Source organism: Brachybacterium sp. J144, from assembly GCF_036321705.1.
GTDB lineage: Bacteria > Actinomycetota > Actinomycetes > Actinomycetales > Dermabacteraceae > Brachybacterium.
The window spans coordinates 76,022-96,174 of sequence record NZ_JAZDCG010000004.1 but is presented as its reverse complement, the minus strand read 5'-3'; the positions used below and the strand labels follow the sequence as shown (position 1 = coordinate 96,174).

The window sequence follows — 20,153 nt, the reverse complement described above, 5'->3', positions numbered from 1 at the left end:
GCATCGCCGCGCACATGGTGGTCGTAGCTCAGTTGGTAGAGCTCCTGGTTGTGGTCCAGGCGGTCGCGGGTTCAAATCCCGTCGATCACCCCAAGAAACGCCCTGGCCACAGGGCGTTTTCTCGTTCCCCGGCAGAGTGCGGGGTCTCCGGGATGAGCACCTGAGCGGTGGGAGACGCCCCTGGCCCCCAGCCAGGGCTCGTCCCCGCAGCGACCTCGACTGCACCTCGCATCCAGTCCGTTCTGGCAGGATCGATCCTCCGACCCCGACCCGCGAGGAGTGCCCCGGATGGACGACGCAGCGTCACCGCAGGAGAGGCCCTCGCCGGTCGTCGCAACCCAGCCGGTCCGCGACCTTGTCGCCGCTCGCGCGGAGCAGGCCGTGCTGACGGAGTCCGAGCAGGACGAGATCGCAGCGGGGCTGCGACAGGTGTACGAGGAGTTCATCGCCCTGCGAATGCACTACCAGTTCGGCATCGACGAGGTGCTCACGAAGGTGGAGATCCTCCGCAAGGAGTTCGAGCAGATGCACGACTACTCCCCCATCGAGCATGTGCGCACACGGCTGAAGTCCGTCGAGTCCCTCATGGACAAGGCACTGCGCACCGGCGGGGAGATGACGGTGCGCGCGATCCGGGAGCGGATCCACGACATCGCCGGCATCCGCATCACCACGAGCTTCGTCGCGGACGCGTACTGGATCGCGGACATCCTCGCCTCGCAGGGGGACCTCGAGGTGCTCACCGTCAAGGACTACATCGCCGCCCCCAAGCCCAACGGCTACCGCTCCCTGCATCTCATCGTGCAGGTGCCGGTGTACCTGTCCACGCATGTCGAGCAGGTGCCGGTCGAACTGCAGATCCGCACGATCGCGATGGACTTCTGGGCGAGCACCGAGCACAAGCTCTCCTACAAGTACGAGAAGAACCTCCCGCCCGCGCTGCGCGAGGAGCTCGACGACGCGGCCCGGGTCGCGAACGAGCTGGATGCGCGGATGGAACGGCTGCGCGGGGAGATCCGGCCGCAGGCCGCGCCCGGAGGGGGCAGCGGCCTGTTCTCGGACCGCCCCGGCTCCCCCGCCTGAGCTCGGCAGCATGTGACCGGGGACATGCGCGCCATACTGGGGGCATGTCACGGAACACTGCCCGACGACGTGTGCTGATCACGGGAGCCACCGGAGGCGTCGGCTCCCATCTGGCCACCACCCTGGCCGACGACTACGAGCTCGTGCTCCACAGCCGCAGCCCGGAGAAGACACCCCAGGGCACGGCGCTGAAGATCGCCCAGCTCGGCGAGTACCAGCAGGTCCTGGAATTGATGGAAGGCATCGACACGGTAGTCCACATGGCCGGGGCGGCTTCGCCCGAGTCCAGCTGGGAGCTCGTGCTCGAGGCGAACATCATCGGCGTGCGCAACGTCCTGGAAGCCGCCCGGGAGGCGGGTGTGCGTCGCGTGGTGCTCGCCTCCTCCAACCACGCTATGGGCATGTACGACCGCCACGAGCAGTGGCCGGTCTACCCACACCAGCTGCAGCGGGCCGACTCCCTGTACGGGGTCTCGAAGGTCTTCGGGGAGGGGATCGGACGCTTCTACCACGACGAGCACGGCCTGGACGTGATCGCCCTGCGCATCGGCTGGTTCACCGAGGATCCGCTCGCCGCGGAGGAGGACATCCTGCGCGCCATGTGGCTCAGCCCCCGCGATTGCACCGAGGTGGTGCGCTGCGCGATCGAGGCCGAGGTGACCTTCGGCCTGTTCTACGCCATCTCCGACAATCCCAACCGTCGCTGGTCCACGACGAACACGCAGCTGGAGCTGGGGTATCGGCCGCAGGACTCCTGGACCCGCCTTCCCGGGGCAGACGAGCACGTGGTCGAGGGCGGTGCCGGAGTGCGGGACGACTGGCCGCTCGGGTCATGACCGGCGTCCCCGGGCGAGGTCCGGGCGAACCCGGCGGTACGCATCGACGCCGCGACCCGCTCACCGCGGTGCCGCGAGCGGCGGTCGCGGTGCTCGTGCTCGCGGCGCTCGCCTGGAGCTCACTCGAGGCGGCCCGCGACGGGACCCTCCCCCAGCACGTCTCCTTCTTCACGAACCAGTCGAACTTCGCCTTCGCCCTCGTGATGCTCGCGATGGCGCTGCTCCCGCAGGCGCGGCACCCGAGGTGGTGGGAGCACCTTCGGGGCGCGGTCGTGTTCTACCTGGCGATGACGGGGATCATCTACGCCCTGCTGGTCGCCCCGCTGGACGAGCTGCTGCGCTGGGACATCGGCTGGACGGGCATCGTGCTGCACCGGGTGGCGCCCGTGGTCGCGGTGCTCGACTGGCTGCTGACCCCGCGGCGCTCCCGCCCGCGACCGGTGCGTCTGCTCGTCTGGCAGGGGTACCCGGTGCTCTTCCTCGCGCTGACCTGGATCCGGGGCGCGGTCACCGGCTGGTACCCGTACGACTTCCTCGACCCCACGGCGTCCTCGTGGGGGCAAGTGCTCGTGACCACCGCCGTCGTGCTGGTCGCCTTCCTCACGGTCGCCCTCGGGATCCATCTCCTGCAGGGACGGCTCGTTCGCCGCCGACCCGCTCCGAGAGACGGCGGATCGGGCGTCCGGTCCTCGACCGAGGAGCCGACGGGCTGAATGACCTGCCCGGGCCCCGGCGACCGGTGCCGCTCCCCGCGGAGAGTCCCGGGCGCGGGTCAGCTCAGTCGTGCCCCTCGGCGATCAGCGCCTCGAGCTGGGCGACGGCCTCGGGATCGCCGTCCACATCCACCGTCTGGGGTCCGCCCGGGAGTCGGTCCAGCGCCCGGACCCTGCCCCAGGCCCACAGGTCCAGGGCCTGCGGGGTGCCGGCGGCCCGCGCACGCGGCAGGCCGTCGGCGTCCGCCGGATCGGCGAGGGGCCGGCCGACGGGGGCGTCGAACTCCTGACCGTCGCGGGGTCGGGTCCCGGACCAGCGGCTGATCAGCAGCTGCCGGGCCTCGTCACCCGCGGGGGCGATCTCGACCACGGCGACGGGGCGCAGCGTCGCCCAGTCGGGGATCCACTCGAAGCCCGCCGGCCACATCACCTGCAGGACGTGGTCGAGTCCGGCGAGAGCGTCCTCGGGAGCGATCGGGCTGAGCTGGTCGAGATCCGCGGTGAGCTCGGCGTCCACCCTGTGCACCGTCGCCTCGTGGGGCTGCATGCGACGGGTCGCGCCGACGCCCTGCACCTCGGAGAACCAGAACCAGGCGGGGTCCTCGTCCTCGTGCGCCCCGAGCTGATCGAGCAGGGCCGCGGTGGCCGCCGCGCGACGGGCCAGCAGCTCCTCGCGATCCTCGGGCCGCGGGGACTTGGCCTCCTCGATCCGCTGGACCTCCTCCTCGCTCGTGACGCCCTCGCGGAGGATGGCCGCCCAGAACTCATGGACCTCGGTGAGGTGCCACAGCAGGTCGTCAGCGGTCCAGTCGGGGCAGGTGGGAACGCGTGCGGCGGGGTCGGCCCGGGCGAGGACGGCGGCGAGGCGATCGGCCTCGCGGGCGATGGTGGCGTGCGCGTCGATGCTCATGGGCCCATCGAAGCACCTCGGGGTGACGCACGACACCCGATCGGGGGCAGGAGACCTTGCGGCACATACCCCCAAGGGGTATAAAGGACCTGTGCGGAGCGACCGCCCGCCCATCGTCGACCCGAGGAGAACCCCATGACCACCGCCACCTTCCAGGTCTCCGGGATGACCTGCGGCCACTGCGAGATGTCCGTGCGCGAGGAGGTCTCCGAGCTGCCTGGCGTGCAGGACGTCCAGGTCAGCCACGAGTCCGGGATCCTCTCGATCTCCTCCGAGCAGGAGCTCGAGGACTCCGCCGTGCTCGCCGCCGTCGAGGAGGCCGGCTACACCGCCGTCCGAGCCTGACCCGTCTGGAGGCCCTGCGCCGCGACCTCCTTCCCCTCCCGGGACTCCCCCGTCTCGCACCCGACCTCCCGTCCCACCCGCCCCGAAGGAGGACCCATGTCCGCCGGATCGTCCCCATCGCCCCTCGGCGCCGAGATCGACCTCGAGATCAGTGGGATGACCTGCGCCTCCTGCGCGAACCGCATCGAGCGGAAGCTCAACAGGGTCGAGGGCGTCTCCGCGAGCGTGAACTACGCGACCGAGAAGGCCAGGATCACGGCCCCCGCGGGAACCGACCCCGCCGCGCTCGTCGCCGTGGTCGAACAGGCGGGGTACGGGGCGACGCTCCCCGCTCCCCCGGCTCCCGCGCCGGGTGAGGACGGCTCCGGCGCGGACGCGTCGGCCGATCCGGACGACCCGGAGCTGCACGCGCTCCGGCAGCGGCTGATCGGTGCGGCGGTGCTCGGGATCCCGGTGATCCTGCTGTCGATGATCCCGGCGCTGCAGTTCCCGAACTGGCAGTGGGCGGTCCTCGCCCTGAGCGCGCCGGTCGTGGTGTGGGCGGCCTGGCCCTTCCACCGCGCGGCGCTGATCACCGCCCGTCACGGCGCCACCACGATGGACACCCTGATCTCCGTGGGCGTCTCCGCGGCCTTCCTCTGGTCGCTGTACGCCCTGTTCCTCGGCGAGGCGGGCATGACGGGGATGACCCACGAGTTCTCCCTGTCGATCACGCGCACGGACGGCTCGGCCAACATCTACCTCGAGGTCGCCGCCGGGGTGACCCTGTTCATCCTGCTCGGCCGCTACCTCGAGAAGCGCTCCAAGCGCCAGGCCGGGGCGGCGCTGCGGGCCCTGATGGACCTCGGGGCGAAGGATGTCGCGGTGCTCCGCGACGGCGTCGAGACCCGCATCCCGATCACCGAGCTCGCCGTGGGCGACGAGTTCGTGGTGCGTCCCGGCGAGAAGATCGCGACCGACGGCACCGTCCTGACCGGCACCTCCGCGGTGGACCTGGCCATGCTCACCGGCGAGTCCGTCCCGCAGGAGGTCGCCGCGGGGGACGCGGTCACCGGGGCGACCGTGAACGTCGGCGGCCGCCTCGTGGTGCGCGCGACCCGCGTCGGCGCCGACACCCAGCTCGCCCGGATGGCGCGCCTCGTCGAGGACGCTCAGTCCGGGAAGGCCGCCGCCCAGAGGCTCGCCGACCGGGTCTCCGGGGTGTTCGTGCCCATCGTGCTGGTCCTCGCGCTCGGCGTGCTGATCGCCTGGATCGCGACCGGCCACCCCCCCGAGACGGCGTTCACCGCCGCGGTGGCGGTGCTGATCATCGCCTGCCCCTGCGCGCTCGGCCTCGCGACCCCCACGGCGCTGCTCGTGGGCACCGGCCGCGGCGCCCAGATGGGCGTGCTGCTGAAGGGTCCCGAGGTGCTCGAGTCCACCCGCCGCGTCGACACGGTGCTCCTGGACAAGACCGGCACAGTCACCACCGGCACGATGACCCTCGTGGACACGGTGGCCGCCGAGGGCGTCTCCCCCGAGGAGCTGCTGCGCGCCGCGGGCTCCCTCGAGGACGCCTCCGAGCACCCGATCGCCCGGGCCGTCGCCGACGGCGCCCGCGAGCGTCTCGGCGGGCTGATCGTCCCGACCGGCTTCAAGAACCTCCCGGGCCGCGGGGTGCGCGGCGAGATCGAGGGCCGCGAGGTCCTCGTCGGCCGCGAGTCGCTGTTCCCCGGCGCCCTGCCCGCGGAGCTCGCCCTCGCGAAGTCCGAGGCGGAGGCCGCCGGACGCACCGCGGTCGTCGCCGGCTGGGACGGTGCCCCGCGCGGGGTCCTGATGGTGGCCGATGCCGTCAAGCCCACCAGCGCCGAGGCCGTCGCCCGACTGCGGGACCTGGGCCTCACCCCGATCCTGCTCACCGGGGATCACCGCGCCACGGCCGAGCAGATCGCCGCCGAGGTGGGCATCGACGAGGTGATCGCCGAGGTCCTCCCCGAGGACAAGGTGCAGGCGGTCGCCGACCTCCAGGCGCAGGGACGGGTCGTGGCGATGGTCGGGGACGGCGTGAACGACGCCGCCGCCCTCGCCCGGGCCGATCTGGGCCTCGCGATGGGCACCGGCACCGACGCGGCGATCGAGGCCGCGGACATCACGCTCGTGCGCGGCGATCTGCGCGCGGCGGCCGATGCCATCCGCCTCGCCCGCCGCACCCTCGGCACCATCCGCGGGAACCTGTTCTGGGCGTTCGCGTACAACGTGGCGGCGATCCCCCTCGCGGCGCTGGGGCTGCTGAACCCGATGCTCGCCGGCGCCGCCATGGCCTTCTCGAGCGTCTTCGTGGTGGCCAACAGCCTGCGCCTGCGCTCGGTGCGCAGCCTCTCGCGCGACTGAGGTCCGCAGGGCGCGCCCGGCGACCGCGGTCCGGTCCGCGCAGTGGCGATCCAGGGGCGCTCGCTAGAGTGCCGAGGGTCCGCTCCGTCCCGTCCCCTGCGAGGAACCCTCCCCATGCCTCCTCCCGCCAGCCTCCTCGCCACCGCCGTCCGCGCCGGATACCCGGGGGAGGTCGTGCTCGAGGGCGTGGACCTCGAGCTCACCGCGGGCCGGCCGCCGCTCGGCCTGCTGGGCGACTCCGGCTCGGGGAAGACGACGCTGCTCGCCGTGCTCGCCGGGGAGCACCGGCCGAGCAGCGGGCGCGTCATATGGGAGGGCCGGGACGTGTCCCGGCTGCGGGGCAAGGACAGGCGACGCTTCCGCGCGGCGGTCCGCTCCGTCTCCCAGTACGCGATGACGATCGCCGACCCGCGGGAGACCGTCGGCTCCCGACTCGAGCTCGCCGCGAAGGAGGCCAGGAAGGGCGGTCGCACCCATGCCGTCTCCCCCGCCGAGCTGCTGCAGTCGGTGGGGCTGTCCGAGGCCTTCCTCCCCCGCACCATGCGCACCCTCTCGGGCGGCGAGACCCAGCGCGTGTCCCTCGCCGCGGCACTCGCCACCCGGCCGGAGCTGCTGCTCCTGGACGAGCCGCTGACCGCGGTCGACCCCGCGACCCGGGTCGAGATAGCGCGTCGGCTCGCCGCGACGATCGAGCGGCTCGGCATCGGCACCCTGATCGCCTCGCACGACGTGGAACTGCTGCAGCGGCTGTGCCCGCAGATCGCCTTCCTCGGCGAGGGACGGCTGCTGGCCCGCGGCACACTCGCCGAGGTGCTCTCCCGCACCGAGCACGAGCCGATCCGGGAGCTCGCGGCGGCGAACCCGCTCGCGGTGCAGCGCTTCCGCTGACCTCGTGAGCCCGGCCGTCGGCTGCGGGCGTGCGGCACCTCAGGAGGCGGCGGCCCACAGCCTCGCGGTCGCGTAGCTGCGATATGGGCTCCACCGCTCGGCCGACGGCGCGGCGGATCGCTCTCTCGGCTCCGCGGCGAGCGCGCGCCGGAGCACGGCGTCGGTCGCGGGGAACGCGTCCCGGTCCTCTCCCGCGCGGATCGCGAGGCAGTCCAGGGTCCAGGGTCCGACGCCGTGCAGGGCGTGCAGTGCCTCGCGGGGCGGGAGCGGCTCTGCACCCGTGGACGGATCGATCCCTGCCTCCGCGAACAGGGCGGCCACCTCGTGGAGGGTGCGGGCTCGGCCGCGGGTCAGCCCGACCTGCTCGCGCAGCTCGTCGACGGGGACTGCGGCGAGCACCGCCGGAGCGGGGAGATCGCGGAGCGCGCCCATCGTCTCGTCGCCCACCGTCTCCTCGCCCTTCGGCCGGATGCCGTGCGCCGCGATCAGGCGCCCGGCGAAGACCCGGCCGGCGGCGAGCGAGACCTGCTGGCCGAGGACGATGAGCACCGCCGCCTCGAAGGGCGAGGCGAAGCGGGTGAGGCGGACGCCGGGCCGCGCCCGGACCTGCTCGGCGAACAGCGGATCCCGTCCCAGCAGGGCGTCGATCGGCTCGATCGGGGTGTCGAGGTCGAACCAGCGCCGCACCCTCGCGGCGACCACCGAGCGCACGCCCTCGTCCCGCGTCTTGACGCGCAGCGCGACGCCGTCGGGGACGAAGTGCAACGTGATCGGGAAGCTGTCGCCCGCGACCGTGAGGCGCCGGGTGAGCGTGCCCGTGCCCGCCTCGAGACGGTGCAGCCCGTCGATCGCGTGCGCGCGCACCGTGGTGAGGGCGGCGGCCATGTCGACGGGACCCTCCGCGGTGAGGAGCAGGGCGTCGGCGTCCCTCACGCTGGCCAGACCCCGGACGTGCCGCGCCGGTGCGCGCCGAGCAGGTGCGTGTCCACGATGCCGATCGCCTCCATGAGGGCGAACATCGTCGTCGGCCCGACGAAGGCGAAGCCCTCCGTCCGCAGGGCCTTCGACAGCGCGATGGACTCCGCCGACCTGGTCGGGACCTCGGCGGGCGTCCTCGGGCGCGGCGTCTCCTCCGGCTGGAAGGACCACACGAGGTCCACGAGCCCGCCCTTCTCCCGCAGCCTCAGCGTCGCGTTCGCGTTCGTGATCGTCGCGAGGATCTTCGCGCGGTTGCGGACGATCCCGGCGTCCGCCAGCAGGCGCTCGACATCCCGTTCGTCGAAGCGCGCCACCGCCTCGGGATCGAAGCCGGCGAAGGCGGTGCGGAAGGCGGGCCGCTTGCGCAGGATCGTCGACCAGGAGAGACCCGCCTGGAAGGCCTCAAGGCTGATCCGCTCGAACAGGCCCTGCTCATCGCGGACCGGCATCCCCCATTCGGTGTCGTAGTACTCGCGCAGCAGGGCGTCCGTGCTCGCCCAGACGGGACGGGCCAGGCCGTCCTCACCCCGCACCAGACCGGGCACCTCCTCCGTCCGGTCGGCGTCGTGCTCGCGGGTCTGCTCGGGGTCGGCGGGATCGGGGGCGTTCATCGGCGATACCTCAGCTCTCTCGGGGCGCTGCGGGCAGTGTGTCAGCCCGCGGCACCTGCGGCGGCCTCGAGCTCGAGAAGGGTGGTCTTCGCCGCGAGCCCGCCGAGATAGCCGCCGAGGCGGCCGTCGCTGCGCAGCACGCGATGACAGGGCACGACGACCGGCAGCGGGTTGGTCGCGCAGGCGGTGCCGACGGCGCGGACGGCCCGGGGGTTCCCGACCAGCTCGGCCACCTCCCGGTAGGACAGGGTGCTGCCGTAGGCGATGCGCGGCAGGTGCTCCAGGACCTGCTGCCGGAAGCCCCGCGAGAGGGAGCGGTCCAGCGGCAGGTCGAAGGCGCGGCGCGTCCCGCCGAAGTACTCCTCGAGCTCGGCGGCGGCCTCGTCGAGGCGGCGCGGTGCCTCGAGCACGCGGGGGCTGAGCGTCTCGGCGAGGGTGCTCAGCACGGCGTCGAAGTCCTCGCGAGCGAAGGCGACCCGGACCAGTCCGGTGGGGGTCGCGGCGAGCAGGAGCGGGCCGACGGGGCTGTCGATCGTCCGGTAGGCGATGTCGAGGAGGCCGTCCTCCTCGGCGCATCGGGCGAGCCGCTCCCGCAGCGAGGTCAGGAGGGCGCTCGGGACGGGGAGATCCCGGTCGAGGTCCACGGTCGGGTCCGGGGCGGCGTCGGGGGCGGGGTGGTCCGCGGGGTGGGGGGAGCTCATCGGGGGTCTCCTGTGCTCGGGTCTCTCGGGGCGAACTGCCGACGGAGGGCGCGCAGGCCGTCGGAGGCGGCACGGCGCACGGAGTCGGCGCTGCCGCCGATCAGGGCGGCGGTCTCGGTGTGCGGGAGCCCGCCGAGATAGTGGTAGGCGAGGGCGAGGCGCTGGCGGTCGGGGAGCGCGGCGACCGCGGTCCAGAGGCCGTCCCCCTCCCCCGGGTTCCCGTGGGAGGAGGCCTGCTCGGGCAGATCCGCGGTCGGCAGGGCGTGGCGCGCCCGCCTCCGCGTCACGTCTATCGCCTTGCGCTGGGCGACGCGGACGAGCCACGCCTCGACGTTGGTCCCGGCGGGGAGCTCCGGCCAGGCGGTGAGCGCGGCGAGGAAGGTCTCGGACCAGGCGTCCTCCGCGTCGGGCCCGGGGCCGAGAACGGCTCGGCAGACCCGCAGCACCATCGCGCCGTGGCGGTCGACCGCGCTCTCGAAGGGAAGGGTCATGGGCATCGGCGAGCCCCGTCCCGAGCGGCGGCGCATGCGGGGTCCGGGGCCATGGCGCTCGCGGCTCAGAAGAGCCGTGCCCCGCTGGCCGCGTCGGGCTCCTCGAGATCGAGGAGGAGGCGCTTGCGGTGGAGGCCGCCGGCGTACCCGGTGAGGGAGCCGTCCGCCCCGACCACCCGATGACAGGGGATGACGATGCTCAGCGGATTGTGGCCGACGGCCTGGCCCACGCGCTGCGCGAGATGCGGATTGCCGAGCTCCCGCGCGATCCATCCGTAGGTGGTGGTGTTCCCGTAGGGGATCTCCCGCAGGAGGGCCCAGACGGTGCGGGAGAAGTCGTCGCCCGACGGGGCGAGCGCGAGGTCGACGTCGCGGCGATCGCCGTCGAGGTACTCGATGAGCTGGTGGGCGGCGCGGGCGAGCACCGGCCGGGTCGAGGCGTCGACGCGGTCGCCGATCGAGTCCGGCGCGGGCGGGTAGCGGTGCTGCGGGAAGTAGACGCCGGTGAGCGCGTCCTCCTCGGCGACCAGGGTCAGGTCCCCGAGGCGCGTCCCCACGAGCGTGTGGCAGGCGGTCGTCATGGTCACTCTCCTCGTCTCTCCCCGTAGTCGCGCGAGCGGCACGGGATGTGAGGTCCGCGTCCCGGCGAGTCCGGCTCAGCGCTCCCGGCTGACGGTGCGCCGCACGGCCTCGGCGATGTCCGCGGCGTCGAGCATGCCCGGGCCGAGCGCGTGATGGATGGTGAGCCCCTCGATGAGCGCATCGAGCAGCCGGGCCGTGAGCGGGTCGACGTGCCGCTCGAGCGCGGCGCGGCTGCGGGCCATCCACGCCATGGTCAGTTCGCGGAAGGCGGGTGAGCGGGCCGCGAGGGTGTACAGCTCGTGAGTCAGCACCAGCTCACGCGGGGTGGGGAAGACGTCCTCGAGGATCAGGGCGACGAGCGCCTCGACCACCTCGTCCTCGCCGCCGCCGACGGGCAGGGCCGCGAGCCGCGCCTCGAACCGCTCGGCAACGGTGTCGGCGAAGAGCGTCAGCGCCTCGCGGAGCAGCTCCTCCCGTCCCGTGAAGTGGTACGTGGTGGAGCCGAGGGGCACCCCCGCCCGCTGGGCGACCTTGCGATGGCTGGTCCCGTCGACCCCGTTCTCGGCGATCACGTCGACGCACGCCTCGATGATCCGCTGGCGGCGCTCGGGGTCGTATCTGCGTTCGGCGGCCATGGCTCAGGGTATCCGGCGCCGGACGCGCGCCGGGTTCCCGACGGCGACGACGTTCGCGGGGATGTCCCGGGTGACCACGGACCCCGCGCCGATCACGCTGTTCTCGCCGATGGTGACGCCGGGGCAGACGATGACCCCGCCGCCGAGCCACACGTTGTCGCCGAGGGTGATCGGCTCGGCCGCCTCGAGCTTGTCGCGGCGGAGCTCCGGATCGATCGGGTGCGTGGGCGTGAGCAGCTGGACGTTCGGGCCGATCTGGCAGTCCTCCCCGATCACGATGGGGGCGACGTCGAGGGCGGTGAGGTTGCAGTTGATGAACGTCCGGGCGCCGATGCGGATGTTCTCCCCGTAGTCCACGGCCAGCGGCGACGTGACGTGGGCGCCCTCTCCGAGCTCGCCGATCAGCTGCTCGAGCAGGGCGCGGGCGCCGGGCTCGCCCAGGGAGTCGGCACGGTGGTACTCGTGGGCGAGGCGCCGGGCGCGGGCGTGGAGGCGGGCGCTCTCCGGGTCGTCGGCGATGTACAGGTCGCCGGCGAGCATCCGCTCGCGGTTCGTGCGGGGGTCACCCGCGAAGTGGGGATGGGTCATCGGTCCTCCCGGCTCGGCACGGTCGGGACGATCGTACACATCCGGATGCGGCGCGTGAGCGGGGACCGCGGCGGACAATCCCGGCTCCCGAGCACCGGACGACGACGAAGCCCCCGCCGCATCTGCGACGGGGGCTTCTTCCTCGGGTGCGCCATCAGGGACTCGAACCCCGGACCCGCTGATTAAGAGTCAGCTGCTCTAACCAACTGAGCTAATGGCGCCAACGGAGAAGAACTTTACCCCCAAGTCCCCTCCCGTCCAACCGCAACGCCCCTTCTGTGAGCGAGCGAACAGCGACGACGCTCCGCTCAGTCCGCCACGGACCTCCCCGGGATCTGCACGCGCGCGGGACGGTCGGCGACGCGTCGACCGGACCGGATCCCCTAGACTCGAGCATCCAGGAAAGTCGTCGCGCGAGAACCCGGCCAGGGCACTCGGGAAAGAGGTCAGCGTGAGGATCGCGATCACCGGTGCCACGGGAGTTCTCGGCCAGGAGGCCGTCGAGGCGCTCGTCGCCGCCGGCCACGAGGTCACCGGGATCACTCGACGCGACTCCGGGGTCCCGATCATCGAGGGGCGTGGAGCTTCCGCGATCGTGGCCGACGTCTTCGATCAGGCCGACCTCGCCCGGGCCTTCCGCGGTCACGACGTCGTCATGAACACCCTCGCCCACGTCCCCGTCGGGATGGCGGGACTGCGTCCGCTCGCCTGGCGGGAGGACGACCGTCTCCACCTCGAGGCCTCCGTCGCCATCGCGAAGGCGGCCGCCGAGGCCGGGGCACGCCGCCTGGTGCAGGAGTCCTCGATCTTCATGTACCCGGACAACGGCACCGACTGGATCGGCGAGGACCTCCCGCTCAGCGTCCGCAACCAGGCCTTCCGGCCGCGGGTCCGGGAGATGCGTGCCGCCGTCGACTTCGCGACCGCCGGCCGCACCGCGGTGGTCCTGCGCCTCGGCCAGCTCTTCGGCCGCGATCAGCACACCACCCACGCCCTGCGCGCCACCCGGGCTGGGGACCCGATCCTGCTCGGCCGGCCCGACGGCTACATCACCCTGCTGCACCACTCCGACGCGGGCACCGCCTTCGTCGCCGCGCTGCGGGCGGGCAGCGGCTTCTACAACGTCGGTGGCGAGCCGATCACCCGTGGCCGCTGGGCGAAGGATCTCGGCACCGAGGCCGGCGCGTCCGGGCCGGCGAAGTTCTACCCCGAGATCACCCAGGCCCTCGTCGGGACCCGGCTCGACACGCAGCGCCGTTCCCTGCGGGTCTCCTCGCTCCGATTCATGTCCGAGACCGGCTGGCGGCCGACGGTGGGTCCGTCGACCAAGGGCTGGTCACGCCGCTGAGCCGCTTTCAGCGGGGCAGGCGCATGCCGAGGCTCGGCGTCGAGTCGACAAATCCGAGGGAGCGGTAGAGCCGTTGCCCGGGCGGGTCGGCGAGCAGGGTGATGTACGGATGCGGGGGCGCCGCCGCCTCGATCCGCGCGATCAGGTCCTCCATCACGGCTCGCCCGAGCCCCTGCCGCTGATGCCCGGGATCGGTCGCGATGTCGGCGAGGTGGAAGTACCAGGTGCCGTCGCCGAGCGTGCGGCCCATCGCAGCGAGATCGCCCTCCGCGGTGCGCACCGTGGTCCAGGCCCAGCTGTTCGCGAGCGCCCCGGCGGCCTGCTCCGGGGTGCGCGGGCTGAGCCCGGCGATCTGCCGGAGCCGCACGTACTCCGCGCTCGTCGGCGGCTCGGCACTCTGCTGATAGCCCGGCGGGAGCGGGGCGGGCGAGGGTGCAACGGGAGTCATGTCGGACGAGGCCATGCCCCGATCCTGCCACCGGGGCCGGACGGGCCGGGATACTGGGGCGATGACCCACTCCCCCGCTCCCCCGCCCGATGACGCCCGCTGCCCGTGCGGGAGCGGGGAGGTGATCGGCGCCTGCTGCGGTCCGGTGCTGCGTGGTGCGCGCCGGGCCCCGACGGCCCAGGCCCTGATGCGCTCCCGCTACACCGCCTTCGCCACCGGCGACGCGGAGCATCTGCTGCGCTCCTGGCATCCGAGCACCCGGCCCGACGAGGCCGAGCTCGCGGGCTCCCTCCGCGAGGAGCGGCACTGGCTGCGCCTCGAGATCCTCCGCACCGAGGCGGGCGGCCCCTTCGACGACGCCGGGGTCGTCGAGTTCGCCGCCCACGCGAAGGGCCCGGGCGGCCGCGAGCGGCAGCACGAGGTCTCGCGGTTCCTGCGCGAGGACGGCCTCTGGCTCTACGTCGACGGCGAGGTCGACTGAGCCCGCCGTCCCCCGCCCCGTCGGCCGCGGACAGCGAGACGCCCCGGTCCGAAGGGACCGAGGCGCCTCGTACAGACTCCGCGAGGGCGATCAGGAGCCGGCCGAGGCGACCTTCTTCTCGGCGCGCTTCGCGGCCTCCTGAAGGATCGCGCCGAGCTCCGAGGCGTGCTTCTCCGCCTCCTTCGGGACCGGCAGCGAGGACTTCCGGACGGACTTCCGAGCCTTCTTCGCCGAGCGCTCCGCGCCGCGGCGGGCGTCCGTCATGACCGCGGCGACCTTCTGGCCGCGGGTCGGCTCGCGGCGCGACAGGGCCACCGCCGCGGCGATCCCGCCACCGATCACGACCAGGCCGATGACGCCGCCGACGACCACGGGGAGGGTCGCGGCGGTCTTCCCGTCACCGGCGTCGGAAAAACTCTTCACCGATCCGAGCAGCTCGTTCTTCCAGCGCGTCACGGCGTTCTTGGGGTTGACGCGGTCGAGCAGCTCGTCGATGTCCGCGGCGAGGTTGTCCTGCCGGCGGAACGCCTCGTCGCGCATGTCGTCCAGGCTCTGCTTCTTGGCCACCACTTGCCTCCGGTGCTCGTGCGGTTCGTCAGGGGAATCGTAACGTGCCGGGCGTCTCAGCCCTGCGTGCGGGCGAGGAAGTCCTCGGCCCCGCCGACCAGCTCGACGTGGCCGGTCTCGACGTCGGCCGTCGCCATCCTCGCGACCTCGGCCGCGAACTCCTCGACCGAGTACAGCTTGCCGGCCGCCTCACGCCGCGCCTCGAGCGCCCCGGGACGGGCGCGGTTGAGCAGGGTCGCGGTGACGGTGCCCTCGATCATGTCGCCGGAGACGACCACGAAGGACACTCCCTTCGCGCTCAGCTCGGGGATGCGGGCGGTCAGCGCGGTCTCGCCGGCGCGCTTGGACCGGGCGACCTGCTCGTACTCGGGCATGGTCTCGACCTCGTCGATGAAGTGCGCCTGGTGGCTGGTCACGAAGACCACCCGGCCGCCCTCGGTCAGGTGCTCGAGGCCGGCCGTGAGGGCGTCGTCCTGCGCGTCGCGGTTCAGGCGCATCGCGTAGTCCTCGCCGAGGTCGGACTCCATGCCGCCGGAGGCGTTCAGGACCAGGAGGTCCAGGGAGCCGAAGGTGTCGACCGCCGCGCGCATGAGGGCGCGCACGCCCTCGGGGTCGGTGAGGTCCGCGCCGACGGCGAGGGCTCGGCCGCCGGCCGCCTCGATCTTCTCGACGACCTTGTTCGCGCGGGGCGCCTTCTGGCGGTAGTTGATGACGACGTTCGCGCCCTGGGCGGCGAGGAGCTCGGCGGTCGCGGCGCCGACGCCGCGGGAGGATCCGGTGATGACGGCGGTCTTGCCGGCGAGGGGGCTCATGGGGGTCTCCTGGTTCTCGGGACGGATGCTCGGGACGGGGTCCGGGTCGGGCGGGCGCCGGGCTCCGCCGCGGAGTCCTCCGCGAGCGGGTCGGCCTGCGCCACCGACCCTCGAGCCTACCCGTCGGCTCCGCGCGCTGCGGCTAGGCTGGTCCGGCGCGCGAGTGGCGGAATTGGCAGACGCGCTGGATTTAGGTTCCAGTGCCCGAGGGCGTGAGGGTTCGAGTCCCTTCTCGCGCACCGTCCGTCGGCCCGGGATCCCGGGCCGACGGGGCCTCCCCGCCCGTGGCCAGCGCGGTTGTACCCTGGGAGCCGCAGCGGCCCGGCCCGCTGCGCGACCCGTCCGCGATCATCCCGTAGGAGCCTCCATGACCCTGTTCGGTCTCGTCCGCCACGGTCAGACGGAGTTCAACCGACAGGGACTCTTTCAGGGCGTCAGCGACGTGCCGCTGAACGACACCGGACGCGAGCAGGCGCACCGGGCACTGGACGCGCTGCCGCCGATCGCCTGGGACGCCGCCCTCTCCTCGACCCTGTCCCGCGCGGAGGAGACCGCGCGCATCATCGCGGAGGACCATGCGATCCCCTTCGCCGGCACCGACGCGCGACTGGTCGAGATCGACTGGGGCGCCGCCGAGGGGAACCCCGTCGGCGAGATGGAGGACCGCTACCCGGGGCGCACCTTCCCCGGTCGCGAGACCACGCAGTCCGTGATCGATCGCGCGACCGCCGCGCTCGACGAGATCGCCTCCCAGCGTCCCGACCAGAACCTGCTGATCGTCGCCCACGGCACCCTGATCCGGCTGCTGCTCTCCGGCGTGACCGGCGAGCACCTGCCCTCGATCCCCAACGGCACCCTGTCGCAGCTCGAGGTGGTCACCGGCCCCGAGCAGGAGACCTGGACCGTGAGCATGGTCGCGGGCGAGGAGCTCGCCCCGCGCACCCGCACCGTCCCCCGCGACGGCACGCCGCGCTTCACCCTGCCGGACCACCACCTGCGCCCGCTCGGCCTCGAGCCCGCGCGCGACTGACCCGCACGCGCCGGAGCGGCCCTCGCGTCTCTCCCCGTCCCCGTCTCTGTCCCCGTCCTCTCATCCCGACCGCAGTACCCGCACCCCAGGAGCAGCCATGAACCGCACCGCCGTCGACTCCGAGGGAGCCTGGTTCGAGCGCGAGCGCATCGATGAGCTGCGCCGGCGTCTGCCCATCACCTACGTGGACGTGGTGCCCGTGCGGACCGACCTCGACGGCTCCGTCACCGAGGTCGGGCTGCTGCTGCGCGCCTCGGGCGACGGGGAGATCGTGCGCGCGATCGTCTCCGGCCGCGTCCTGATCCACGAGACGATCCGCGAGGCGATCGGTCGGCACATCGAGAAGGACCTCGGCCCCATGGCGATGCCGCGCATCCCCGTCTCCCCCGTCCCGTTCACGGTCGCCGAGTACTTCCCGACCCCCGGGGTGTCCCCCTTCCACGATGCGCGTCAGCACGCGATCTCCCTCGCCTACGTCGTGCCGATCGACGGGGAGACCGCCCCGCAGGAGGACGCGCTCGAGCTGTCCTGGTTCGGGATCGACGAGCTGCTCGGGGACAGCTCCCCGCTCGAAGAGATGAACGGCGGCCGCGACCTGCTCGTGCGGCGGGCGCTGGCCCACGTCGGCGCGGTCTGAGGCGGACCAGCCGCCCCACCACCAGGACCAGGCGGCGGCTCAGCCCAGCAGCCGCGCCACGTGCGGGGCGATCGCGCGGAAGGCACGCCCGCGATGCGAGATCGCGTCCTTCACCTCGGGGCTGAGCTCCGCCGAGGTGAGCTCCTGCCCGTCGGGCACGAACAGCGGGTCGTAGCCGAAGCCCCCCGCCCCGCGCCGCTCCCGCAGCAGGCGCCCGGTCATCTCGCCGCGCTCGACGAGCTCGGTCCCGTCGGCCGCCACCAGCGCCGCCGCGCACACGAACCGTGCCCCGCGATGCACGTCGGGGACGTCGGAGAGCTGCGCGAGGAGCAGGTCGTTGTTCGCCTCGTCGTCCCCGTGCCGACCCGACCAGCGGGCCGAGAAGATGCCGGGGGCTCCGCCGAGCACGTCCACGGCGATGCCCGAGTCGTCGGCGACCGCCAGCAGCCCGGTCGCCGCGGCCGCGGAGCGGGCCTTGAGCAGGGCGTTGCCCTCGAAGGAGACCTCGTCCTCGACCACGTCCGGCAGCGCGATGCCCGCCGAGGAGATCACCTGCTCCGGCGCGAGGCCAGGCACGGCCGCCGCGAGGATCCGCTGCAGCTCCCGCAGCTTCTTCGCATTGTGGCTCGCCAGGATCACCCGCGCCCCGGCCGGGACCTCGGCGGTGCTCATCGGAAGGCCGCCAGCACCTCGCGCTGGATCCGGGCGAGATCCGCGCAGCCCGCGGTCGCCAGGTCCAGAAGCGTGCCCAGCTCGGCCCGGTCGAAGGGGGCGCCCTCGGCGGTGCCCTGCACCTCGACGAAGGAGCCCGCGCCCGTGACGACGACGTTCATGTCCGTCTCGGCGCGCACGTCCTCGCGGTACTCGAGATCCAGCAGCGGCCGGCCGTCGACGATACCGACGCTGATCGCGCTCACCGAGTCGGTGAGCACGTCCTTCGCGGCCGGGATCGAGGAGTGCCGCTTGCCCCAGGAGATCGCGTCGGCGAGCGCCACGTAGGCGCCGGTGATCGCCGCGGTGCGGGTGCCGCCGTCGGCCTGGAGCACATCGCAGTCCAGCTGGATCGTGTTCTCGCCGAGCGCGTCGAGGTCGATCACCGCGCGCAGCGACCGGCCGATGAGGCGGGAGATCTCATGGGTGCGCCCGCCGATGCGTCCCTTGACGCTCTCGCGGTCCGAGCGGGTGTTGGTGGAGCGGGGCAGCATCGCGTACTCGGCAGTGACCCAGCCCGATCCGGAGCCCTTCTTCCAGCGCGGCACGCCCTCGGTGAAGGAGGCGGCGCACAGCACCCGGGTGCGGCCGAACTCGATCAACGCGCTGCCCTCGGCGTGGTCGAGCCAGTCGCGCGTGATGCGTACCTCGCGCAGCTGCTCGGGGGTGCGGCCGTCGACACGGTCGCCGGTGGGGGTGGGGGTCTGCGAGCTCACGGAGCTCCTCTCCTCGAGGGTCAGGATGACAGCTCGAGGATATCCATCGGTCGCACCATCGTGATCTCCCCCGGGAAGGCGGCGCGGGCCTCGGCCAGCGGCACCTCCGGATCGGTCCACGCGGGGATGTGCGTGAGCGCGAGAGACCGTGCCCCGGCGCGCGCGGCGCACTCCCCCGCGCGTCGGCCCGTCAGGTGCACGCCCGTGAAGCGGTCGTCGCGCCCCTCGACGTACCCCGCCTCGCAGAGGAAGAGGTCGGCGTCGGCGGCGAGCTCGTCCAGCGCCGGGCAGGCGTCGGTGTCCCCCGAGTAGGCGAGCACGCTCCCCCCGGCGCGGATCCGGAAACCGTACGCCTCGACCGGGTGCTGGACCTCGCGCACCGTCATCTCGAACGGGCCGATCCGCAGTTCCTGACCATCGGTCAGCGCCCCGTACTCGAAGGGCACACGGTCCGTGCCGTCGGGGATCCGGCCGTCCCGGCTGAGCACCGCCGAGAGCCGCTCCGGGAGCGGTGCCGGCGCGTGGATGGGCAGCTGAGGGAGGTCGGTCCGCTCGTGGTAGGCCCAGAACACCTCGAGACCCGTAAGGTCGAGATAGTGGTCCGGGTGGAGGTGGGAGATGATCACTGCGTCGAGATCCGCGGGGTCGATCACGGACTGCAGCGGGCCGAAGGCGCCCGAGCCGAGATCCATGAGCACCCGCCAGACGCGACCGTCGGCGTCCTCCTGCTCCAGCAGGTAGCTGGAGGCGGCGCCGTCCGGGCCGGCGAAGCTCCCCGAGCAGCCGATGACGTGGAGCCTCATGCCGAGATCACCGGGAGCGTCGAGGTCATGTCCAGGGCCGGGCCGAGGAAGCGCCGGGACAGTCGGGCGAAGGACTCCCCCGCGGCGCCCGTCGCGGTCTGGGCGAACACGTGCCGCGGCAGGTGCGCGTCCTCCCGCAGCAGTCCCGCCCCGCGCAGCTGACGGTAGACGTCCAGCGCCGTCTCTTCCGCGGAGGAGACCAGGGTGACCTCCGGGCCCATGACATAGCTGATCGGACCGGCGAGCATCGGGTAATGGGTGCAGCCGAGCACCAGGGTGTCCACGCCCGCCGCGAGCACCGGCTCGAGGTACTCCTCCGCCACCTCGAGCACCTCCTCGCCCGTGATCACGCCGCTCTCGACGAACTCCACGAAGCGCGGGCAGGCCTGCGTGGTGATCTCCAGGTCCGGGGCCGCCGCGAAGGCGTCCTCGTAGGCCCGCGAGTTCACGGTGCCCTGGGTGCCGATCACCCCGATCCGACGGTTGCGGGTCGCGGTCACGGCACGGCGCACGGCCGGCTGGATCACCTCGATGACGGGCACGTCATAGCGCTCGCGCGCATCGCGCAGCACGGCCGCCGACGCGGTGTTGCACGCGATCACCAGCATCTTCACGCCCCGGCCGACGAGATCGTCCATGATCTCGAGCGTCAGCGAGCGCACCTCGGCGATCGGGCGCGGGCCGTACGGGCCGTGCGCGGTGTCGCCGATGTAGACGAGCTCCTCGCGCGGCAACTGGTCCAGGATGGCCCGGGCCACGGTCAGCCCGCCCACCCCGGAGTCGAGGATCCCGATCGGCGCAGTATTCATCCCGGACAGGCTAGTGTCCCGGCCCCCGTCCCGCCGTGACGGCGCACGCACTGGGTGCAG

25 protein-coding genes and 3 tRNA genes are annotated in these 20,153 nt (G+C 73.0%); 12 read left to right on the top strand and 16 right to left on the bottom strand.

Going from position 1 to position 20,153, the window contains the following annotated elements:
• Positions 1-17: 17 nt before the first annotated feature.
• From V1260_RS02650 to V1260_RS02635, 4 genes are all read left to right on the top strand, one after another.
• Positions 18-93: transfer RNA gene (locus tag V1260_RS02650), tRNA-His, on the top strand.
• 195 nt (positions 94-288) lie between these two features.
• Positions 289-1,083 (top strand): GTP pyrophosphokinase, encoded by a 795-nt coding sequence (locus V1260_RS02645; protein ID WP_329745246.1) that lies wholly within the window; start codon positions 289-291, stop codon positions 1,081-1,083.
• Positions 1,084-1,127: 44 nt separating this feature from the next.
• Positions 1,128-1,919 carry an NAD-dependent epimerase/dehydratase family protein gene (locus V1260_RS02640; protein WP_329745245.1) on the top strand — a complete coding sequence of 264 codons (792 nt, stop codon included), beginning with the start codon at positions 1,128-1,130 and terminating at the stop codon, positions 1,917-1,919.
• Positions 1,916-2,632, top strand: coding sequence for a Pr6Pr family membrane protein (locus V1260_RS02635; protein ID WP_329745244.1), 717 nt, complete (start codon positions 1,916-1,918; stop codon positions 2,630-2,632). The genes V1260_RS02640 and V1260_RS02635 overlap by 4 nt, the downstream gene beginning before the upstream one ends.
• A gap of 64 nt (positions 2,633-2,696) precedes the next feature.
• Here the strand turns inward: V1260_RS02635 and V1260_RS02630 are convergent, their stop codons facing one another.
• Positions 2,697-3,542, bottom strand: a complete 846-nt coding sequence (locus V1260_RS02630; protein ID WP_329745243.1) for a maleylpyruvate isomerase N-terminal domain-containing protein — start codon at positions 3,540-3,542, stop codon at positions 2,697-2,699.
• 135 nt (positions 3,543-3,677) lie between these two features.
• Between V1260_RS02630 and V1260_RS02625 the strand changes: the two genes are divergently transcribed.
• The 3 genes from V1260_RS02625 (at position 3,678) to V1260_RS02615 (ending at position 7,145) form a co-directional block, all read left to right on the top strand.
• Entirely contained in the window at positions 3,678-3,887 is a 210-nt protein-coding gene (locus V1260_RS02625) for a heavy-metal-associated domain-containing protein (RefSeq protein ID WP_329745242.1), read from the top strand.
• 96 nt (positions 3,888-3,983) lie between these two features.
• A complete protein-coding gene (locus V1260_RS02620; protein ID WP_329745241.1) occupies positions 3,984-6,257 on the top strand; it encodes a heavy metal translocating P-type ATPase in 2,274 nt (757 codons plus the stop codon).
• Positions 6,258-6,371: 114 nt separating this feature from the next.
• Positions 6,372-7,145, top strand: a complete 774-nt coding sequence (locus tag V1260_RS02615; protein ID WP_329745240.1) for an ABC transporter ATP-binding protein — start codon at positions 6,372-6,374, stop codon at positions 7,143-7,145.
• A 39-nt stretch (positions 7,146-7,184) separates the two neighbouring features.
• On the opposite strand, the gene V1260_RS02610 is transcribed toward V1260_RS02615, so the two are convergent.
• From V1260_RS02610 to V1260_RS02575, 8 genes are all read right to left on the bottom strand, one after another.
• The gene (locus V1260_RS02610) at positions 7,185-8,078 is read right to left on the bottom strand and encodes a DNA-3-methyladenine glycosylase family protein (RefSeq protein ID WP_329745239.1); all 894 of its coding nucleotides are present in this window, start codon (positions 8,076-8,078) and stop codon (positions 7,185-7,187) included.
• A complete protein-coding gene (locus V1260_RS02605) occupies positions 8,075-8,734 on the bottom strand; it encodes a DNA-3-methyladenine glycosylase I (protein ID WP_329745238.1) in 660 nt (219 codons plus the stop codon). Before V1260_RS02605 ends, V1260_RS02610 begins: the two co-directional genes overlap by 4 nt.
• Before the next feature lie 41 nt (positions 8,735-8,775).
• Positions 8,776-9,435 carry a methylated-DNA--[protein]-cysteine S-methyltransferase gene (locus V1260_RS02600; RefSeq protein ID WP_329745237.1) on the bottom strand — a complete coding sequence of 220 codons (660 nt, stop codon included), beginning with the start codon at positions 9,433-9,435 and terminating at the stop codon, positions 8,776-8,778.
• Positions 9,432-9,926: an RNA polymerase sigma factor gene (locus tag V1260_RS02595; RefSeq protein WP_329745325.1), complete on the bottom strand. Its 495-nt coding sequence runs from the start codon at positions 9,924-9,926 to the stop codon at positions 9,432-9,434. The genes V1260_RS02600 and V1260_RS02595 overlap by 4 nt, the downstream gene beginning before the upstream one ends.
• A gap of 65 nt (positions 9,927-9,991) precedes the next feature.
• Positions 9,992-10,507: a methylated-DNA--[protein]-cysteine S-methyltransferase gene (locus V1260_RS02590; RefSeq protein ID WP_329745236.1), complete on the bottom strand. Its 516-nt coding sequence runs from the start codon at positions 10,505-10,507 to the stop codon at positions 9,992-9,994.
• A gap of 75 nt (positions 10,508-10,582) precedes the next feature.
• On the bottom strand, positions 10,583-11,143 hold the full coding sequence (locus V1260_RS02585) for a TetR/AcrR family transcriptional regulator (protein WP_329745235.1): 561 nt from the start codon (positions 11,141-11,143) through the stop codon (positions 10,583-10,585).
• A 3-nt stretch (positions 11,144-11,146) separates the two neighbouring features.
• Entirely contained in the window at positions 11,147-11,731 is a 585-nt protein-coding gene (locus V1260_RS02580; RefSeq protein ID WP_329745234.1) for a sugar O-acetyltransferase, read from the bottom strand.
• Between the two features lie 147 nt (positions 11,732-11,878).
• Positions 11,879-11,952, bottom strand: a tRNA-Lys gene (locus V1260_RS02575).
• A gap of 230 nt (positions 11,953-12,182) precedes the next feature.
• On the opposite strand from V1260_RS02575, the gene V1260_RS02570 reads away from it, so the two are divergent.
• Positions 12,183-13,079 carry an NAD-dependent epimerase/dehydratase family protein gene (locus tag V1260_RS02570; RefSeq protein WP_329745233.1) on the top strand — a complete coding sequence of 299 codons (897 nt, stop codon included), beginning with the start codon at positions 12,183-12,185 and terminating at the stop codon, positions 13,077-13,079.
• Positions 13,080-13,086: 7 nt separating this feature from the next.
• Here V1260_RS02570 and V1260_RS02565 read toward each other — a convergent pair whose 3' ends face one another.
• Positions 13,087-13,542, bottom strand: coding sequence for a GNAT family N-acetyltransferase (locus tag V1260_RS02565; protein ID WP_329745232.1), 456 nt, complete (start codon positions 13,540-13,542; stop codon positions 13,087-13,089).
• A 46-nt stretch (positions 13,543-13,588) separates the two neighbouring features.
• Here V1260_RS02565 and V1260_RS02560 point away from each other — a divergent pair, with 46 nt between their 5' ends.
• Complete coding sequence (locus V1260_RS02560) at positions 13,589-14,008, top strand: YchJ family protein (protein WP_329745231.1); 420 nt, start codon at positions 13,589-13,591, stop codon at positions 14,006-14,008.
• Between the two features lie 90 nt (positions 14,009-14,098).
• Here V1260_RS02560 and V1260_RS02555 read toward each other — a convergent pair whose 3' ends face one another.
• Together V1260_RS02555 and V1260_RS02550 are read right to left on the bottom strand one after the other, a co-directional pair.
• Positions 14,099-14,575, bottom strand: a complete 477-nt coding sequence (locus V1260_RS02555) for a hypothetical protein (RefSeq protein ID WP_329745230.1) — start codon at positions 14,573-14,575, stop codon at positions 14,099-14,101.
• 56 nt (positions 14,576-14,631) lie between these two features.
• The gene (locus tag V1260_RS02550) at positions 14,632-15,387 is read right to left on the bottom strand and encodes an SDR family oxidoreductase (RefSeq protein WP_329745229.1); all 756 of its coding nucleotides are present in this window, start codon (positions 15,385-15,387) and stop codon (positions 14,632-14,634) included.
• Positions 15,388-15,544: 157 nt separating this feature from the next.
• On the opposite strand from V1260_RS02550, the gene V1260_RS02545 reads away from it, so the two are divergent.
• The 3 genes from V1260_RS02545 (at position 15,545) to V1260_RS02535 (ending at position 17,054) form a co-directional block, all read left to right on the top strand.
• Positions 15,545-15,626 (top strand) — tRNA-Leu (locus V1260_RS02545).
• A 128-nt stretch (positions 15,627-15,754) separates the two neighbouring features.
• A complete protein-coding gene (locus V1260_RS02540) occupies positions 15,755-16,417 on the top strand; it encodes a histidine phosphatase family protein (protein WP_329745228.1) in 663 nt (220 codons plus the stop codon).
• Between the two features lie 97 nt (positions 16,418-16,514).
• Positions 16,515-17,054, top strand: a complete 540-nt coding sequence (locus tag V1260_RS02535) for an NUDIX hydrolase family protein (RefSeq protein ID WP_329745227.1) — start codon at positions 16,515-16,517, stop codon at positions 17,052-17,054.
• A gap of 39 nt (positions 17,055-17,093) precedes the next feature.
• Here V1260_RS02535 and rdgB read toward each other — a convergent pair whose 3' ends face one another.
• The 4 genes from rdgB to murI are packed head-to-tail and all read right to left on the bottom strand — an operon-like array spanning position 17,094 to position 20,093.
• The gene (rdgB, locus tag V1260_RS02530) at positions 17,094-17,726 is read right to left on the bottom strand and encodes an RdgB/HAM1 family non-canonical purine NTP pyrophosphatase (RefSeq protein WP_329745226.1); all 633 of its coding nucleotides are present in this window, start codon (positions 17,724-17,726) and stop codon (positions 17,094-17,096) included.
• Positions 17,723-18,481 carry a ribonuclease PH gene (gene rph / locus V1260_RS02525; protein WP_329745225.1) on the bottom strand — a complete coding sequence of 253 codons (759 nt, stop codon included), beginning with the start codon at positions 18,479-18,481 and terminating at the stop codon, positions 17,723-17,725. Before rph ends, rdgB begins: the two co-directional genes overlap by 4 nt.
• 20 nt (positions 18,482-18,501) lie before the next feature.
• Positions 18,502-19,284 carry an MBL fold metallo-hydrolase gene (locus V1260_RS02520; protein ID WP_329745224.1) on the bottom strand — a complete coding sequence of 261 codons (783 nt, stop codon included), beginning with the start codon at positions 19,282-19,284 and terminating at the stop codon, positions 18,502-18,504.
• Positions 19,281-20,093 carry a glutamate racemase gene (gene murI, locus V1260_RS02515; protein ID WP_329745223.1) on the bottom strand — a complete coding sequence of 271 codons (813 nt, stop codon included), beginning with the start codon at positions 20,091-20,093 and terminating at the stop codon, positions 19,281-19,283. Before murI ends, V1260_RS02520 begins: the two co-directional genes overlap by 4 nt.
• Between the last annotated feature and the right edge of the window lie 60 nt (positions 20,094-20,153).

Excerpts from the sequence above, each read along its gene's own strand:
- V1260_RS02560 (WP_329745231.1), top strand. The coding sequence starts at position 13,589 with ATGACCCACTCCCCCGCTCCCCCGCCCGATGACGCCCGCTGCCCGTGC.
- V1260_RS02600 (WP_329745237.1), bottom strand. The coding sequence starts at position 9,435 with ATGAGCTCCCCCCACCCCGCGGACCACCCCGCCCCCGACGCCGCCCCG.
- V1260_RS02630 (WP_329745243.1), bottom strand. The coding sequence starts at position 3,542 with ATGAGCATCGACGCGCACGCCACCATCGCCCGCGAGGCCGATCGCCTC.
- rdgB (WP_329745226.1), bottom strand. The coding sequence starts at position 17,726 with ATGAGCACCGCCGAGGTCCCGGCCGGGGCGCGGGTGATCCTGGCGAGC.
- V1260_RS02620 (WP_329745241.1), top strand. The coding sequence starts at position 3,984 with ATGTCCGCCGGATCGTCCCCATCGCCCCTCGGCGCCGAGATCGACCTC.
- V1260_RS02535 (WP_329745227.1), top strand. The coding sequence starts at position 16,515 with ATGAACCGCACCGCCGTCGACTCCGAGGGAGCCTGGTTCGAGCGCGAG.
- V1260_RS02585 (WP_329745235.1), bottom strand. The coding sequence starts at position 11,143 with ATGGCCGCCGAACGCAGATACGACCCCGAGCGCCGCCAGCGGATCATC.
- V1260_RS02540 (WP_329745228.1), top strand. The coding sequence starts at position 15,755 with ATGACCCTGTTCGGTCTCGTCCGCCACGGTCAGACGGAGTTCAACCGA.
- V1260_RS02645 (WP_329745246.1), top strand. The coding sequence starts at position 289 with ATGGACGACGCAGCGTCACCGCAGGAGAGGCCCTCGCCGGTCGTCGCA.
- V1260_RS02605 (WP_329745238.1), bottom strand. The coding sequence starts at position 8,734 with ATGAACGCCCCCGATCCCGCCGACCCCGAGCAGACCCGCGAGCACGAC.
- V1260_RS02640 (WP_329745245.1), top strand. The coding sequence starts at position 1,128 with ATGTCACGGAACACTGCCCGACGACGTGTGCTGATCACGGGAGCCACC.
- V1260_RS02565 (WP_329745232.1), bottom strand. The coding sequence starts at position 13,542 with ATGGCCTCGTCCGACATGACTCCCGTTGCACCCTCGCCCGCCCCGCTC.
- V1260_RS02550 (WP_329745229.1), bottom strand. The coding sequence starts at position 15,387 with ATGAGCCCCCTCGCCGGCAAGACCGCCGTCATCACCGGATCCTCCCGC.
- murI (WP_329745223.1), bottom strand. The coding sequence starts at position 20,093 with ATGAATACTGCGCCGATCGGGATCCTCGACTCCGGGGTGGGCGGGCTG.
- V1260_RS02595 (WP_329745325.1), bottom strand. The coding sequence starts at position 9,926 with ATGACCCTTCCCTTCGAGAGCGCGGTCGACCGCCACGGCGCGATGGTG.
- V1260_RS02580 (WP_329745234.1), bottom strand. The coding sequence starts at position 11,731 with ATGACCCATCCCCACTTCGCGGGTGACCCCCGCACGAACCGCGAGCGG.
- V1260_RS02625 (WP_329745242.1), top strand. The coding sequence starts at position 3,678 with ATGACCACCGCCACCTTCCAGGTCTCCGGGATGACCTGCGGCCACTGC.
- V1260_RS02520 (WP_329745224.1), bottom strand. The coding sequence starts at position 19,284 with ATGAGGCTCCACGTCATCGGCTGCTCGGGGAGCTTCGCCGGCCCGGAC.
- V1260_RS02590 (WP_329745236.1), bottom strand. The coding sequence starts at position 10,507 with ATGACGACCGCCTGCCACACGCTCGTGGGGACGCGCCTCGGGGACCTG.
- V1260_RS02615 (WP_329745240.1), top strand. The coding sequence starts at position 6,372 with ATGCCTCCTCCCGCCAGCCTCCTCGCCACCGCCGTCCGCGCCGGATAC.
- V1260_RS02635 (WP_329745244.1), top strand. The coding sequence starts at position 1,916 with ATGACCGGCGTCCCCGGGCGAGGTCCGGGCGAACCCGGCGGTACGCAT.